Origin of the sequence: Williamsia sp. DF01-3, from assembly GCF_023051145.1 — a bacterium.
In the GTDB taxonomy this organism is placed as follows: domain Bacteria; phylum Actinomycetota; class Actinomycetes; order Mycobacteriales; family Mycobacteriaceae; genus Williamsia.
The window spans coordinates 2,121,252-2,137,672 of the sequence record NZ_JALKFS010000005.1 but is presented as its reverse complement, the minus strand read 5'-3'; the positions used below and the strand labels follow the sequence as shown (position 1 = coordinate 2,137,672).

Genomic DNA, 16,421 nt, shown 5'->3' with positions numbered 1-16,421 from the left:
GGCCCGATCAGTCCTGTTCGGCCCGGCGCCTGCGGTATGCCGCGACGTGGGCCCTGTTGCCACATCCCCCATCACTGCAGAATCGACGAGATCGGTTGCGGGACAAGTCGATGAAGACGAGTCGGCAACCCTCTCCCGCACATGTCTTCAGCCGGCTCAGCTGATCGGTGCGGATCAGGTCGATCAACGCCATCGCGTTCTCTGCGGCCATACGGTCGGCCAGCGGCGCCTCGGGTTCGGTGACGTGGATATGCCAATCCCAACCGTCGTGGCGGGTGAGGTACGGCCGGGCGTCCGCCTCTCGGAGCATCACGTTCACCTCGTGCGCCGCGTCATCGATACCGAGTTGCCAGAGGGTGTCGAGCCGGGTGCGCAGTGCTCGCACGGCATCGAGTTCGGTGGCGTCACCGTCCCGGCGGCCCGTGTAGCCCTGGTCGTCGAGGAAGTCGCGGAGCTCGCCGGTGGTGCTCAGCGTGTCGACGTCGTCGCGGCCGGTGTTGATCAACGCGGCAGTGGCCACCAACGCGACGTCGGTGTCATGAGCAAATAGCATTTGACTCCTTACCAGCGATCCGTTTAGCTGTCATGAGTGTAAGCAGTTTTACTCCTGTCACCCTCATCGGAGGAATCTTGCAGTTCGTTGATGCGCGCACCCTGCCCGGGTTCGGTTTGGTGATGGGCGTGACGTCGGCCGTGTCGTTCGGCACCTCGGGACCGCTCGCCAAGGGACTGATCGACAGCGGCTGGTCCTCGGCCGCGGTGACGGCCGTACGCCTGGGCGCCGGCTCGCTCCTACTCCTCGTTCCGCTGATATTGTTGCGCCGCAACCTTTTTGCCCAGTGGTCCCGATCGCCGATGCTCGTGGTCTCCTACGGCATCCTCGGCGTCGCCGTCGTCCAACTCAGCTTCTTCAACGCGGTCCGATACCTCGACGTGCCGGTTGCCCTGCTCATCGAATACTCGGGGCTGATCCTCGTGGTGGCGTACGACTGGCTCATCCGAGGACGCACGCCGACGACCTTGACCGGCGTCGGCTGTGTCATCGCACTTGCCGGGCTGGTGATGGTCATCGTCGGCGGGGGCGACATCGGTGACATCGACCCCGTCGGGTTCGTGTGGGCCGTCATCGCCGGCGTCGGGCTCGCGGCCTATTTCATCCTGGCCACCGAGGATTTCGGCAAGTCAGGTCAGAGCGTGGAGCCGTTGGCCCTGACCACCGGCGGATTGCTGCTCGGTACAGCGGTGATCGGCATCGCCGGCGCGCTGGGTCTACTGCCCATGGCCGCGGGCACCGGGTCCACCGTGCTCGCCGACACCTCGGTGCCCTGGTGGGTGGTCGCACTGGCGATAGCCGGGATCTCCACCAGCCTCGCGTACGTCACCGGCGTACATGCCGTTCGGCTCCTCGGCGCCACTCCCGCGTCGTTCGTGGCGCTCATCGAGGTGCTGTCGTCCGCAGTGGTGTCGTGGTGGCTGCTGGGCCAGACCATGACCGTCGCCCAGCTGGCGGGCGCGGCGGTGCTGCTGTCGGGGCTGGTGGCGGTCAACATGGGCGGGCGGCTCAAGAGTGATTCACAACTCGCGGCGCGGGTACCCGTGGAATAACCCGCCGGGGGTCCGGACTTGCACCACAAGGCCGATAACAGACGGCTGAACCGGACGAAAGTGCAAAGGAGCATGTTGTGGCAAAGGTGTTGTTCGTGATGACCGCCGCCGATCATTGGACCCTGAAGGACGGAAGCAAGCATCCGACCGGTTTCTGGGCCGAGGAGTTCGTGGCGCCCTATGAGGAGTTCACGAACGCCGCCACGAGGTGGTGGTGGCGACCCCAGGCGGCAAGGTGCCTGTGGTGGACCAGGGCAGCCTGGCCGCCGACGCCAACGGTGGACAGGACAAAGCCGACGCGATCGCCGCGAAACTCGAGTCGAATGAAGAACTGAAGCATCCGATCTCTCTTGACGACGTTGATCTGAGCCACTATGTGGCAGTTTTCTACCCCGGTGGTCACGGCCCCATGGAAGACCTCGCGGTCGACGAGGTGTCCGGTCGACTGCTGACCGAGGCCATCGATTCCGGGCGACCACTGGGCGTGGTGTGCCACGCCCCCGCAGCGTTGCTGGCCGCCACTCGCGATGATGGATCGTTCACCTTCGCCGGCTACCAGGCGACGGGATTCTCCAATGCCGAGGAGACCCAGGCAGGCCTGGCCGACAAGGCCGTCTGGCTGCTCCAGGACCGGCTGGTCGATCTCGGCGTCGACTACCAGGAGGGCGAGCCCTGGGCACCCAAGGTCGTCGTGGATCGCAACCTCTACACGGGCCAGAACCCAGCGTCGTCCGCACCGCTCGCGCAGAAGATCCTCGCCGATCTCGGCTGACCCACCAGCGGTGCATGGGCGCCGGCAACGACGAGCGGTCGAAGACATCGATCAGCCCCCGTCGTTGTCGGCGTCTTCTGTAGGCACCAGTCTCCAAGAACTTTCGCGCTTAGCAGGGCGAAGATGAATGCGGCAGCGATCGCCAACACCGAGACCCCCTGCGGAGGGTCAGGTTTCAGGTTCATACGATTGAACTACGAGCACGTGCCCGGGAGGATCAGAAGTGAGCTTCACGGGCGTGATACAGGACACGTACTCTGAGATCAGCCTGTTGAGAAAACAATTCGCTCTTGTGACCGTGAAGATCATTTGTCGGGTCTGCTAAAAGTACTGCGCCACAGCGACGTAACGATTTGGTAGCACGATTGCGATAGCTTGGTTGCTGGGCGCCAAGCGCTCCCGCCCCCAAGGGGCCTCGGCGATCAGGCGACAGGTGGAACACGTGCGTGCCAACACTCCTCGACAAAAAGCTCTTACGTCCGCGATCGGCGCCCATCTGACAGTCTCCGAGCTAGTTGTGGCCCGGGCAGCTGAGACACCGGACGCTCCGGCGATCGTCACACCGGACGGCCGGTGCACCTGGAGTCAACTACTCCAGATGGCGCACGGGTGGGCGGTCGTGATGTCGCCTTCGGCGAGCGGCGCGACCCAACCCGTCGCCGTTGTGGTCGACGGTTCCCTTCGGTCGTTTGCACTTGCCGTCGCGGTCACGATGTCTGGAAGGGCGCTTGTCCCGCTTGACCCGGGTGCTCCGCCGGCAAGGCGAACGTCCTTGGTCGAGGCATCTGGCGCGATGCTGGTGGACACGGATCTGGTACCCGTAGACGGTGATCTCCCTGTGACGGATCCAGCGTCGAGCGCATTCATCCTGTTCACCTCTGGCTCGAGCGGACTGCCCAAAGGCGTTGTCTTCAGCCACTTGTCAGCCCTCGCGAAGGCCGATGTGGTCGCGCGCGAATTGCAGATCACCTCGGCGGACCGCGTCGCGTCTGCCCTGCCATTCGGATTTGGCGCCGGCCTCACCACGTTCTTGGCTGCACTCATGGCCGGGGCACCGACATTCTACTGGGACAGTCGATTCCGCAGCATTGACAACCTGGCCGAGTGGATTGAGACGAACCAGGTGACGACGCTCCACGCGTCGGCTTCCATGCTCAGGGGCCTGGCCGCAAGTGTGAGCCGACCGGAGTCCGCACGCGACTCGATAGCTGGGTTGCGTCTCGCGGTTGCATACGGCGAGGCACTCGAAGGTACCGACGTCATTGCCGTCCGTCGGATGCTCCCTACCCAGACTTCGATCATCACCTGGTATGCCACAACCGAAGTGGGCGCCATATCGTGGCGAGAGATCAAGCCGGAGGACGGCATCGGACCGGGGTCGCTGCATGTTGGTGCAGGCGTGGCGGGCCGAGAGCTGGTCCTGTCGGACGACAACGGGGATGAGCCACCGGTCGGCACGGTCGGCGAGGTTCATATCAGAGGAGGCTGCATCCCGTTCGAGTATCTCGACGGAACCCCTACCCGCGCATTCGTCGACCACAACAACACCGCGGTCTACCGAACCGGCGACCGCGGCCGATTCGACTCCGCCGGCAATCTACATCTGACGGGGCGTGTTGACGACCTCCTGAAGATCCGCGGCTACCTCATCGAACCGTCTGAGGTGTCGATGCACCTGCGTGACATTCCCGGAATACTAGATGCGTTCACCGTGGCGACTGAGGGCGCGTCACGGGGTTTGCGTTCTTACATTGCGTCGACCCCTCACGGTCAACCACTTGTCGAGATCTCGAACATGCCAGACGACAGCTCTGTTCGCGCACATCTACGGTCGCGGGTCCCCGAGTGGATGGTCCCACAAGAGCTCATCAGGCTGTCCACGTTTCCACGTACCGAACGAGGCAAGGTCGACCGCGCCGCCCTTGCATCGTCGACCAGAACGCTCGAACCAGAGCAGCGAAAGCCACCTGCGGCAAGATCCCTGACGGAGACAGCTGTCCTCGAAATTCTCACCGACGTGCTTGGCCATGATGCGCAGGCCCCCGCCTCAGACGACGATCTGATGGCCTGCGGGTTGGACTCCCTCGCACTGACGACAGTTCTCGCTCAAGTGAGTGCACGGTTTCACGTGGAGATCAGTCCCCAAGCCCTGTTGCGCACGCCGACGATACGGCGTCTTGCCGAACTGATCTCAGAGGAGACCCGAGCAGGCGTGTCGCGCCGGTCTGCCGACCCGATACTCGTCCCCCTCCAGGTCACAGATTCTGATCAGTCAGTGTTCGTCATCGCGGGAGCCGGCGCGCCGGCCATTTCGTTGATGGCGCTGTGTCGCCACCTGAACTCGGACCGCTCTGTGTATGGCCTGCAGGTCAGCGGATTGGAGGGCCGCGCACGGCCCGATTCGTCCATTACCGCCGCGGCGGCCTTGTTCATCAAACGCATGCGTTGCGTGCAACCGCGCGGCCCATACACGCTGATCGGCCACTCAATGGGAGGGGTGATCGCCCAGGAAATGGCGTCGCAGCTGGAGGTCGCCGGCGAGTGTGCGGACCGCATCATCATCGTCGACAGTCGGCTGACCGAATCGATGTTGCGTGACCTACCCGGTGCCCCTGTTGCCGATCCCGGCCCACCGCCTCCTGCCTCTGCGTCGGAGACCCCACGGCAGCCACACTTCGGTCTGGGCGCGCTCACGAAGATGTGGCTCCAGATACGTCTTGCAGGTTGGTGGCAGTTCGACCCTGTGACCCAGTGGATGATCTTTTACAACACCGGCTTGAGGATGCTGCGCCGGCACACGATGAAGCGTTGTCATTCTCCGTTGACAGTGCTGCGAACTCCGGACAACCCACAGACGGCCGAGATGTGGGTCCGAGTGACCACAGGATCTGTCGACGTAATCGATGTTGACGGTGATCACGCCATCCTTCTTCGTGAACCCTCGGTGCAGGAGATCGCTCGTCATTGCCGGGCAGCACTCGGTGATCGCACGCTGACCCGCCTGTAGGAATTAAACGGACCGTGGTTTCATTTACAGTGTCATGAAGAACATCGGATTTTTGTCGTTCGGGCACTGGTCGGATTCACCCGGCTCGCAGACCCGGTCAGCCGCGGACACTTTGCTGCAGTCGATCGATCTCGCGGTCGCGGCCGAGGAACTCGGCGCTGATGGCGCCTATTTCCGTGTGCATCACTTCGCCCGGCAACTGGCGTCGCCATTTCCACTCCTTGCCGCAGTCGGCGCGCGGACCAGTCGCATCGAGATCGGGACCGGCGTCATCGACATGCGCTACGAGAACCCGATGTACATGGCCGAGGACGCCGGCTCCGCGGATCTCATCTCGGGTGGCCGACTGCAGCTCGGGATCAGCCGTGGTTCGCCCGAGCAGGTGATCGACGGCTACCGGTATTTCGGCTATGCGCCGAACGACGACGCCTCGGACGCGGACATGGCCCGCCAGCACACCGACGTCTTCCTCAAGGTCATCGACAACGCCAAGTTCGCCCAGCCGAACCCGTCGCCGATGTTCCCCAACCCCCCTGGCCTGCTGGGCATCGAGCCCCAATCGCCCGGCTTGCGAGACCGCATCTGGTGGGGCGCCGGTACACGGGCCACGGCGGAGTGGACAGCCGAGCAAGGGATGAACCTGATGAGTTCAACCCTGCTGACCGAAGACACCGGAGTGCCCTTCCATCAACTGCAGGCCGAACAGATCGAGCGTTTCCGCGAGACGTGGAAGTCGGCCGGCCACAAGCGTGAGCCGCGAGTGTCCGTCAGCCGCAGCATCTTTGCCCTTGTCGACGATCGAGACCGCGCCTACTTCGGGCGTGGCGGGCAAGACGCGGATCAGGTGGGCATCATCGACGGGACCACGGCGCGATTCGGCCGGAGCTATGCCGACGAACCAGACCGGTTGATCGAACAGCTCCGCGAGGACGAGGCGATCGCAGCAGCGGACACGCTCCTTCTCACCGTGCCGAACCAGCTCGGCGCCGACTACAACGCACACGTCATCGAATCGATCCTGACGCACGTCGCCCCCGCCCTCGGTTGGCGCTGACATCGCCCGCGCCTGCGTGCGACCATGTCTCGATGAGCGAACGCGAAGTACTCACCTGGGATCTGTTCGGGGCGGCGAGTCGTGAACTCGCTCAGACGGTCGCCGATTCCGGGTTCGCGCCCGACGTGGTGCTCGGCATCGCGCGCGGGGGCTGGTGCCTGCCGGGGCGCTGGCATACGCGCTCGACTGCAAGTCACTGTTCACGATGAACGTCGAGTTCTACACCGGTGTGGGCACCACGCTCGACGAGCCGGTGATACTGCCGCCCATCCTCGACGCCACCGAACTGGACGGCCTGACCGTACTCGTCGTCGACGACGTCGCGGACAGTGGAAAGACACTGGAGCTCGTACACACCTTCTGTCGCAATCACGCGTCCGAGGTACGGACGGCGGTGTTGTACGAGAAGCCCGCATCGGTGATCAAGGCCGACTACACGTGGCGGTACACCGACCGCTGGATCAACTTCCCCTGGTCCACCGAGCCGCCCATCACGCCCCGCTGACCAAGGTGGATGTGCAGCCGTTCAGTCGAGCCACGCAGTGGGCGCCGTGATCGATCTGCGCAGACTGACCGGCGAGACCGCCGCTGTCCTCCGCGGAGCGAGACGACGTCTGGCCGGCGGCGACATCGCCGGTGCTGCTGCCACGCTGACCTACTTCGCAGCGATCGCAATCGTCCCCTGGTTCCTGCTCGCGGTGTGGAGCACCACGTGGTTCGAACCCGACCTGCAGGCCCAGCAGGAACTGCTGGCGCTGCGGGTCCTCATCCCGCCCGACATGGGGGCACGACCGGCGTACGACGCACTCGTCGAGGCCGGGGTACAGATGGACCCACTCAAAGCACTTGTCCTGTTGTTCCCGGCATCGTTCTACGGCGAAGGTCTGCGGCGCGCGTGTCTCGCGATCTCGCCCGAACCCGACCGGTTCACCGGATGGAGAGCCCGGGCCCGAGTTTTGGCCTTGCTCGTCGCGATACCGGTTTTCGGACTGGTGTTCCGGACCGTGGGCGACCAGCTCGTCACCTTCGCGCCCGAGGGCGGCGGCACAGGCAGCGCGGGCGACCTGATCTTCCGCACCTGGATCGGCTTCCTCGCCACGTGGCTGGTGCTCTCGGTGGCACTCGTATGGGTGTATCGCGCTGTGGCACCGGGCAACCCGAGATGGTGGGTGGCAGCGGTGGGCGCAGTCACCACCGCGTCGTTCATGGCCGGATTCCTCCAGGGCTTCGCGTTGTTCCTGTCGCTGCCCATCGACGTCGGGATCCCCTACGCGGGTCTCGACGTCATCGGTGGTGTGGTTGCGGTCGGTCTGTGGCTCTGGATCCTGCATATGGTGGTGATCATGGGGTGGGCGGTGACACGATCCCTCGACACCGTGGTGGACGGCCGGCGCACGGCCGAATCCGACCACACCAGCAATGATCCGGAGGAGAAAGCTTGAGCCACATCGTTGTTGTCGGAGCGGGTGTGGGCGGATTGGCCGCAGCAACACGTCTGGCGGCACAGGGGCACGCTGTCACCCTCGTCGAACAAGCCGCCACGGTCGGCGGCAAGCTCGGTGTGGAAAAGATCGATGACTTCGTGTTCGACACGGGCCCATCCCTGTTGACACTCCCCCACGTCCTCGACGATCTGTTCGCCGCGACCGGCGGCGGCTCGGCATCCGACGAACTCGGACTCCAACGCCTTGACATCGCCTGCCGGTACACCTTCCCCGATGGCGCCATCCTTGATCTGCCCGGCGAGATGCGCGACATCCCCGCCGCGCTCGACGCGGCACTGGGCGATGGACGGGGTGCACAGTGGAGCGCATTCTCCGAGCGCGCCCAACGGATCTGGGACGTCACCCGCATCCCGTTCCTGGAATCACCGATCGACGTCCGCACGATGCTCGGACTCTCCCGCCACCTGGATGAGCTCGCGGCGGTGGCACCGTGGCGCACATTGCGGGGGATCGGGAAGTCGTATCTGTCCGATCCCCGACTACGGATGTTGCTCGACCGATACGCGACGTACACCGGGTCTGATCCCCGCCGTGCCCCGGCCGCGCTGGCGAGCGTGCCGTACGCGGAGCAGGCTTTTGGTTCCTGGTACGTCGCCGGGGGTCTGGGGCGTATCGCCGCCGCGCTACTCGATCGCGCGCTGACCCTGGGCGTCGACGTGCGCCTTGGTACGAAGGTCACCGAGATCGTCTCGGACGCAACGGGTGTCAACGGTGTTCGGGTCGACGACGGCGGGGTCATCTCCGCGGATGCGGTGGTGGCCAACGCCGATGCACACCAGGTCTACAACACGTTGCTCACGGCCCGCCGATGGCCGATTCGGCAGGCGCGATGGCGGCTGCGTCGCACCACCCGTTCGCTGTCCGGGTTCGTGATCCTGCTGGCGTTGCAGAACGCCCCTGCCGGTCAGCCACACCACCATGTGATGTTTGCCGAAGACTACGACGACGAGTTCGACGCGGTCTTCGGCCGCCATGGTCGGGCCCGTCCGGTTCCTCGTCCGACGATTTATCTCAGTGCTCCCCCCGACCCGGCGATCGTTCCGCACGAGGGCGCGGGCGCGTGGTTCGTTCTTGTCAACGCGCCTCCGCACGACCCCGAATCGGGTACCGACTGGGACGCCCCAGGGCTGGGCGACCGGTACGCCGACCAGATCCTGGACCTGATGGCCGAACGCGGGCTGGATGTACGTGGCGAGGTCAGGAACCGGGTGATCATCAGCCCCGCCGATCTGCAGCGACGGACGATGACACCGGGCGGCTCCATCTACGGCACTTCGTCCAATGGTGCGATGGCGGCATTCTTGCGGCCCGCCAACAGATCACCCGTTCCTGGCCTGTTCCTCGTCGGCGGCTCGGCCCATCCGGGCGGCGGATTGCCGTTGGTGATGATGTCGGCCAAGATCGTCGCCGACATGATCGGGATCGCTGAGGGCAGTCAATCTTCGAGGTCAGAGTGAACAGCGACCAGTAACTGGGCCAGGCCCGCAACGGCCAACACGGTTGCGATGATGGAGTAGATGGTCACCAGGGTGATGCCGTCGAGAGCGGGCAACACATCGATCCCCGACCGCCTGGCACACCATTCAATGGCGCTGGTCGCGGTGGCAAAGCAAGCGACGATCACCCGCGATGGACGTTCCCACCACGTCAACACTCCGGGCCCCTCCATCCCGGTGGCCTGGGCGTGCGCGCGGACGGATTCGAGCAACAACGTGAGCAGGGCGAGGGAAACCCCGAGCCACGCAGGGGCCCCGAGGACAACCAAGGTGAGGACCAGCAACAGATCTGAACAGCGGTCGGCGAACGGGTCGAGTACCCGACCCCACCGCGACGCCTTGCCGGCGCGTACCGCGATCGCGCCGTCCACACCGTCGAGCACAGCGCCGACGAGGATCACGAGCATGGCCACCATGGGCCACGCGGCACCGGCCGAGGCGATCAGCGGAACGGCCGCCATGACCGCGACACCCGCGACCGTGACCGTGCTGGGGCTGACACCTGCGCGCACCAGCGGGGTCGCGCATGTGTGAGCGATACGAACCCAGCCGCTGATCCACATCGAACTCCGGGGATCGATACCGCCATGCAGACGCGACCAACCGGCATACGCTTCTTCACGGGAAAACACGGGCCGCATGAGTACTGATACCTCCGATCTGCGACTCGCAAACCCGACCGCACCGTGGCGCACGCCATGAACCGGCAGCGTGGGTGCCGGGCCGGGACGCACTCCGATCGAGCAGAGGAAGGAAACCGTGGCCACCTTCGCGTTCATCCACGGGGCCGGGGACGTCGGCTGGTATTGGCACCTCGTGGAATCCGATCTACGCACGCGGGGACACGACACCGTGGCACCTGATCTGCCCTGCGGAGACGACTCGGCCGGCGTGGCCGAGTATGCCGACACGATTGCCGCTGCGGTGGGCGATCGGTCCGACATCGTTGTCGTAGCGCATTCGGCGGGCGGTCTCACCGCTCCCCTCGTCTGTGAGCGGGTCGCCGTCGAGTTGCTCGTTCTGGTCGCGCCGATGATCCCGACCGCCGGTGAGGCGCCCGGCGATTACTTCACCAACACCCGCCTCGGCGACGAAAAGCGCACGCACCACGACGATGTTGTCGCGCTGTTCTATCACGACGTGCCGCCGGAGTTGGCCGCGCAGGCCGTGGCGAAGGGTCGCGATGAGTCCGAGGCGCGGGCCGAGGAACCGACACCTATGCGTGCCTGGCCTGATGTCCCCACTCGAGTGCTGATCTGCCGGGAGGACCGGGTGTTCCCTGCTGCCTACCTACGCCGGGTGGTCACCGAGCGACTCGGCATCACCCCGGACGAGATGGACGGCGGACACACCCCCGCGCTGAGTCGACCACTCGACTTGGCAGACCGCCTCCACACCTTCGCGGCCGAGCAGTGCCTGGCGCCTGCGAGCGTCGGGCAGGAGAACGGCGGACAGGTGCTGCCATGACAGACATCTACGACGGTTACGACGCCGAGTTGTCGCTCTACGACGAACCACTGCATCGGGCCTGCGCGGTCACAGCAGGCGACCGCGTTCTCGACATCGGGTGTGGAACCGGACACTCCACGCGCCGGGCGGCGCGAACAGCGCACGCCCGCAATGCCTTCGGGATCGACATCTCCGAGTCAGCCATCGAGCGAGCCCGCGAGATCGCTGATGCCGAGCAACTTTCGACCGTGACGTTCGAGGTCGCGGACGCACAGACCCATCCGTTCACACCGGCCGGCTTCGATGTGGCGATCAGTCGCTTCGGAACCATGTTCTTCGACGACCCGGTCGCAGCGTTCACCAACATCGGACGCGCGATACGGCCGGGCGGGCGGCTGGCCATGCTCGTGTGGCAGGCACGCGAGCACAACGAATGGAGTTCGGCGATCGCTCGCGCCCTCGCTGCAACCGGCCGCGGCCCCGGCCAGGTACCTGATGCATTCTCACTCGCCGATCCATCAACGGTCACGGCGATCATGAGCGATGCCGGGTTTGTCGACGTCGTCGTCGACGGCGTCCATGCGCCGGTCTTCTACGGCAGAAATGTCCACGCCGCCCTCGACTGGGTCGGTGGCTTCGCGAACGTTGCCGGCACGATGGCAGGGCTGAGTCCGCTCGAGGCGGAACAGGCGATGGGGCGTTTGCGAGACATGCTGGCGAGCCGCCTACGTGCAGACGGTGTCTGGTTCGACGCGCGGGCCTGGCTTGTCACGGCCCACGTACCCGAAGCTCAGTGACCTGGTCGCCTCCGGGAGCGGTGTCTGTGTGAAACCGGCCATCGATCGATGCGCCGACCACCCATCCGATTCGTGTTCTGTTCCGAAGCAACCAATGCAACGACTCAACAGTTTGATCGCCGCTCGGGGACGGAGAGGGCCACATGACGTCAGTAGATCAACACACCGAGGCGCCGATCTCGAACGATCTGCTCCAGGACCGAAGCCACGAGATCGTCACTGCTGTCAACGCCGTGCTCACCGCCCATGTCTCCGACCACTCGGCCGCGATGAGTGATCTGAGCGCGGAGGTCACACCCCTGGCCACGGCCGTCACCGACAGCCTGGACCGCGGGAAACGGTTGCGCGCTCAGTTCTGCATGTGGGGTTCATACGGTGTGACCGGAGGCGAACTGGCTGCCGGCGTCGCCGAGATGGCAGCGGCGATCGAGCTCTTCCACTTCGCCGCACTCGTGCACGACGACCTGATGGACAACAGCGACACCAGGCGCGGCCTGCCCACGATGCACCGCCACTTCACGGCCGAACACGCGCGACAGCAACGACTCGGCGACGGTGACGAACACGGCTCGGCGGCTGCCATCCTGGTCGGCGACATGTGCCTGTCGTGGTCCGACGACTTGTCCGCGATGGCCACCGACACTCTCGATCCGCGGTCACGCCGCGCGGTTCGAGCCATCTGGTCGCAGATGCGCGACGAGGCCTATGCGGGCCAATACCTCGACATGCTCAGCCAGACCGAGTCCGCCACCTCCCGCCGCCGCGCCGACCTCATCCTCCGATTGAAGAGCGCCAAGTACACGATCAGCCATCCGCTCCGACTCGGTGGCGCGATCGCCGGCGCCGATGACACGCTCCTGCACCTCTACGACCAGATCGGGCTGACCGCCGGCGAAGCCTTCCAGCTGCGTGACGATCTCCTGGGTGTGTTCGGTGACCCCCAGATCACCGGGAAACCTGCGATCGACGATGTCCGTGAGGGCAAGCGCACCCTGCTGATGGCAGTCGCCGAGTCGCGTGCCGACAACGCACAGAAGGACATCCTCAGGCGCTCGCTGGGCAATCCCGAACTGACCGACGCCGACCTGGAGGCCGTGCGTTCGGTGCTCACCGACACCCGTGCCGATCAGGCCATCGAAGCGCGGATCGGTGAACTCACAAGCGACGCAATGGAAATCGTGCACGCACTGCCGGTGGACGCCGTGACCCGGCAGGCTCTGACCACCCTCATCAAAAAGTGTGTCTGGCGCCAAGCCTGAGCGATCTCTTCGATGCGCGTGTCGGCGTGACGGGCCGACGTCAGTGTGACGGACCGACGGTCCGGTCTCCCTTGAGGCGTTTGCGGATGAGCTCGGCGCTGATCAAACACATCGGCAGACCGATGCCGGGGCGGGTACTCGACCCGGCATAGAACAGGCCCTCGACCTTGCGGGAGCGGTTGGTGGCGCGCAGAAAAGCACTCTGCCGCAACGTATGCGCCGGACCGAGTGCACCACCCGACCACGAGTTGACGTTGTCGACGAAGTCGGCAGGCCCCACCGACCGCCGGACGACGATCCGCTCGGCGAGATCCGGGATGTCCGCCCACGAGGCGATCGACGCAACAGCCTGGTCCACGACCTTCTCGATGTCGGGAGCGCCGGCTCCGTCGATGCCCCCATGTCCCAGACCGGGATCCGGAGGCGAGGGCACCAAGATGAAGATGTTCTCGTGATCTGCGGGCGCCACCGAGTCGTCTGTCGCGGACGGGCGGCACACGTACAGCGATGCGGGATCCGGCATGTGCGTCGGGGACTCGAAGATCGCGTCGAAGTTGGTTGTCCAGTCGTCGGTGAAGAACAGCGAATGATGAGCCAATTCAGGAAGGCTCCCCTGCACACCCAGATACGCCAGGACAGCGCCGGGCCCCGAAGTCGCCTTGTCCCACCACCGTTGAGGGAACGTCTGCAGATGCTCCGGCAACAGCCGGGTCTCCACGTGATGCAGGTCCGCGGCGCCCACGACGATGTCGGCCGCGATATCTCGTTGAGTCCCATGGCCGTCGGCGACCCGCACCCCGACAACCTCGTCGCGGCGTCGCCCGATTGCCCGGCGACCCCGCCTGCCATCGGCCCGCGGGCGGGTGAGAATTGCGGTCGCAGCCGTACCGGTGTGCAGTCGCACCCCGTTGTCGGCCGCCAGCCTGGACAGCGCCTCGACAAACGTGGTGAAACCCCCGTCGGGGTAACGGACCCCGTCAGCGAGATCGAGCCAGCTCATGAGGTGGTAGATGGCCGGGGTGCGTTCCGGGGAAGACCCGAGGAACACCGCCGGGTAGCCGAGAACCTGTTGGAGTCGTCGATCCGAGAATCGTTGCGAGACAAATGATTGCAAGGACCTGGTGAGCAGCTCGGCCAGCTTTGGCGCGTTGCGCAGCACGTCTCGGCCGAGAAAGGCTCGCGGTGAATCGAAACTCGTGTAGAGGAAACGTTTGACGGCGATGTCGTAGGCATGCCGGGCGGAGTCGAGGTAGTCGCCCAATCCCGCTCCGGCACCTGGCTCGATGCTCTCGAACAGTGCCCGGTTACGTTCTTCGTCACCTTCGACATCGATCTTCTCGTCGGCGCCCTCGAAGAACACCCGATAGCCCGGTTCGAGACGAACCAAGTCGACCTGCTCCTCGGTGGATGTCCCGAGCAGGTCGAAGAAGTGGTCGAACACCTCGGGCATCAGCCACCACGACGGCCCGGTGTCGAAACGGAATCCCTCATGCTCCCAGGAACCGGCACGGCCACCGAGATCATCGTTCTTCTCGACCAATTCGACGTCGTGGCCGTCATGGGCCAACAGGGCAGCGGTGGCCAGCCCCGCAACACCACCGCCGATGATGACTACTTTTTTCGATGGTGCGGTCACTTGAAGCTGTTCTCCGTATCGATGTCGTGAGGTCGCCCACGGCGCAGCGCTGCTCTCGCCGCGATGCGCGCCTTCTCCGGCGTGGGCACGCGCACCCTGGTCAGCCGAGCTTGCGCCGCCGTCGTCGCCCGCAGGCGCCGGGTCAGTTCGGCGAACAGGTCGTGTGCGGTACACACTGCCACGCGGCAGCCTCGTGGTAGCTGCGGAATGACCTCCGCGGCCGCGGCCAGGTCCATCTCGATGTCGTCGAGCCAGCTGCCCCAGATTTCTTCGTCGAGGTCGTCGGGTTGGAGGCCGACAAGATACTGCCGTCCGAGTCCGTCGCTGTCGTCGCCGAAGTCCCGGAGGAAGTTGATCTTCTGGAATGCGGCACCGAGGCGCTGGGCGCCAGGGGCCAGTTCCGCGTAGCGACCGGAGGGGTTGGGTTCACCGGCCACGAATGCGCACAGGCACATCAGGCCGATCACTTCAGCCGAGCCGTAGATGTAGCTTCCGAGGCTCGCGAAGTCGTGCTTTGTGCGCTGCAGGTCTGTGCGCATCGAATGAAAGAACGGCGCGACGAGTTCCCTGTCGATCCCGACTCGACGAGCGGTCCTGGCGAACGCGTGGACAACAAGATTGGCACTCGATCCCGTTTCGATCGCGGCGAACGTGTCCTGTTCGAGCTTGTCGAGCTCCACCAGCCGGTCGACGCCGTCCTGGCCGGGCCGAGGGGCGTCCACCACTTCGTCTGCTATCCGTACCAATGCGTAGATGTTGCGGACGTCTTGCCGCACCTGCCCACCAAGCATTCGGGTTGCGAGACCGAAAGACGAAGAGTAGCAACGGATCACCAGCGCCGCACTGGCGTCGGCTGCCGCGTCGTACCGTAGATACGGCGCCATCGCATCCATGCGCCCACGTGTTTGCACCATTCGACTCGCCCTCGCTTTCGGTCCACCGGCTCGCAGGGTCATCGGTTGACCTCCATCTGCGCCCGCAGCCAGTTGGGATGTGCGTCGAGACCGTAGGGGTCGGGTGCGGGCATCGACCTGATCTGTTCGACGAACCATGGGCTCAGGGCCCACGGCGCACGTTCGACAACTGCCCACACATCGGAGATGTCGGACCACGCGTATTCGGCGACCTCGTCCGGGTCCGGCCGCAGCGCCCCCACCGGGCTCGCGACGAACACCGGACAGATCTCGTTCTCCACCACGCCGCTGGAATCGACGGCCCGGTAGCGGAACTCGGGCAGCACGCAACGCAGATCCTCGACATCGATGCCCAGCTCGCGTTGCGCGTAACGGTAGATCGCGTCCTCGACGGATTCACCGGGCCGCGGATGCCCACAGAAAGAATTGGTCCACACGCCGGGCCATGTCCGCTTGCTCAGTGCACGCCGGGTCATCAGCAGGCGGCCCTCGTCGATCACGTGGCACGAGAATGCAAAATGCAGGGGTGTGTGTGAGGTGTGCACGGTCGCACGGTCAGCCGTTCCACACGGACGCCCGTCAGCGCTTGCCAAAACCACCAAGTCGTCGGTCATGCATACCTCGTCTTTTCGGGTGTGTATGTTCCTCTCCTGGTATTCGGAACCGCCCACAGAGCGGACGTCTTCGACCAGAAGAAGTTTTTGGCCCCTTCGGACATGCGCACAGCCGGGAGATCGCGGGCTGGACCGAACGCTGCTTGTCGTCGGATACCCAGGAAGAGCCCTGGTCACTCCTCGAGCGGCTGATCCGAGCAAAACGCTCCACATAAGCAGAAACGCTCCACCTGTAGGTGGAGCGTTTCGAGGTAAGTGGCGCCTATTCGGCCCGGTGTTTCTGTGGAGCTAAGGGGAATCGAACCCCTTGTGT

Annotated in this window: 13 protein-coding genes and 2 pseudogenes; 10 read left to right on the top strand and 5 right to left on the bottom strand. The window is 64.9% G+C overall.

Annotated features, from left to right (window positions below; translation table 11 throughout):
* Positions 1-7 precede the first annotated feature (7 nt).
* Complete coding sequence (locus MVA47_RS12285; protein ID WP_247208152.1) at positions 8-553, bottom strand: CGNR zinc finger domain-containing protein; 546 nt, start codon at positions 551-553, stop codon at positions 8-10.
* 32 nt (positions 554-585) lie between these two features.
* Between MVA47_RS12285 and MVA47_RS12280 the strand changes: the two genes are divergently transcribed.
* From MVA47_RS12280 to MVA47_RS12250, 7 genes and pseudogenes are all read left to right on the top strand, one after another.
* Positions 586-1,605, top strand: coding sequence for a DMT family transporter (locus MVA47_RS12280; protein WP_247208151.1), 1,020 nt, complete (start codon positions 586-588; stop codon positions 1,603-1,605).
* Between the two features lie 77 nt (positions 1,606-1,682).
* A pseudogene (locus MVA47_RS12275) lies at positions 1,683-2,377 on the top strand (type 1 glutamine amidotransferase domain-containing protein).
* Positions 2,378-2,819: 442 nt separating this feature from the next.
* Positions 2,820-5,384, top strand: coding sequence for an alpha/beta fold hydrolase (locus MVA47_RS12270; protein WP_247208150.1), 2,565 nt, complete (start codon positions 2,820-2,822; stop codon positions 5,382-5,384).
* A 34-nt stretch (positions 5,385-5,418) separates the two neighbouring features.
* Positions 5,419-6,438, top strand: coding sequence for an LLM class flavin-dependent oxidoreductase (locus MVA47_RS12265; protein ID WP_247208149.1), 1,020 nt, complete (start codon positions 5,419-5,421; stop codon positions 6,436-6,438).
* A 32-nt stretch (positions 6,439-6,470) separates the two neighbouring features.
* A pseudogene (locus MVA47_RS12260) lies at positions 6,471-6,943 on the top strand (phosphoribosyltransferase).
* 37 nt (positions 6,944-6,980) lie between these two features.
* Positions 6,981-7,880 (top strand): YihY/virulence factor BrkB family protein, encoded by a 900-nt coding sequence (locus MVA47_RS12255; RefSeq protein ID WP_247208148.1) that lies wholly within the window; start codon positions 6,981-6,983, stop codon positions 7,878-7,880.
* Positions 7,877-9,400 (top strand): NAD(P)/FAD-dependent oxidoreductase, encoded by a 1,524-nt coding sequence (locus MVA47_RS12250; protein ID WP_247208147.1) that lies wholly within the window; start codon positions 7,877-7,879, stop codon positions 9,398-9,400. The genes MVA47_RS12255 and MVA47_RS12250 overlap by 4 nt, the downstream gene beginning before the upstream one ends.
* Here MVA47_RS12250 and MVA47_RS12245 read toward each other — a convergent pair.
* Positions 9,379-10,080 (bottom strand): CDP-alcohol phosphatidyltransferase family protein, encoded by a 702-nt coding sequence (locus MVA47_RS12245; protein ID WP_247208146.1) that lies wholly within the window; start codon positions 10,078-10,080, stop codon positions 9,379-9,381. The genes MVA47_RS12250 and MVA47_RS12245 overlap by 22 nt on opposite strands.
* Before the next feature lie 118 nt (positions 10,081-10,198).
* On the opposite strand from MVA47_RS12245, the gene MVA47_RS12240 reads away from it, so the two are divergent.
* From MVA47_RS12240 to MVA47_RS12230, 3 genes are all read left to right on the top strand, one after another.
* Positions 10,199-10,906 carry an alpha/beta hydrolase gene (locus tag MVA47_RS12240; RefSeq protein WP_247208145.1) on the top strand — a complete coding sequence of 236 codons (708 nt, stop codon included), beginning with the start codon at positions 10,199-10,201 and terminating at the stop codon, positions 10,904-10,906.
* Positions 10,903-11,685: a class I SAM-dependent methyltransferase gene (locus MVA47_RS12235; protein WP_247208144.1), complete on the top strand. Its 783-nt coding sequence runs from the start codon at positions 10,903-10,905 to the stop codon at positions 11,683-11,685. The genes MVA47_RS12240 and MVA47_RS12235 overlap by 4 nt, the downstream gene beginning before the upstream one ends.
* A 143-nt stretch (positions 11,686-11,828) precedes the next feature.
* Complete coding sequence (locus MVA47_RS12230; RefSeq protein ID WP_247208143.1) at positions 11,829-12,944, top strand: polyprenyl synthetase family protein; 1,116 nt, start codon at positions 11,829-11,831, stop codon at positions 12,942-12,944.
* A gap of 40 nt (positions 12,945-12,984) precedes the next feature.
* On the opposite strand, the gene crtI is transcribed toward MVA47_RS12230, so the two are convergent.
* Genes crtI through idi form a run of 3 tightly spaced genes read right to left on the bottom strand, consistent with a single transcriptional unit; the run spans position 12,985 to position 16,108 of the window.
* The gene (crtI, locus tag MVA47_RS12225) at positions 12,985-14,580 is read right to left on the bottom strand and encodes a phytoene desaturase family protein (protein ID WP_247208142.1); all 1,596 of its coding nucleotides are present in this window, start codon (positions 14,578-14,580) and stop codon (positions 12,985-12,987) included.
* Positions 14,577-15,494 (bottom strand): phytoene/squalene synthase family protein, encoded by a 918-nt coding sequence (locus tag MVA47_RS12220; protein WP_247208141.1) that lies wholly within the window; start codon positions 15,492-15,494, stop codon positions 14,577-14,579. The genes crtI and MVA47_RS12220 overlap by 4 nt, the downstream gene beginning before the upstream one ends.
* Positions 15,495-15,532: 38 nt before the next feature.
* Entirely contained in the window at positions 15,533-16,108 is a 576-nt protein-coding gene (idi, locus tag MVA47_RS12215; RefSeq protein ID WP_247208140.1) for an isopentenyl-diphosphate Delta-isomerase, read from the bottom strand.
* Positions 16,109-16,421: the final 313 nt, after the last annotated feature.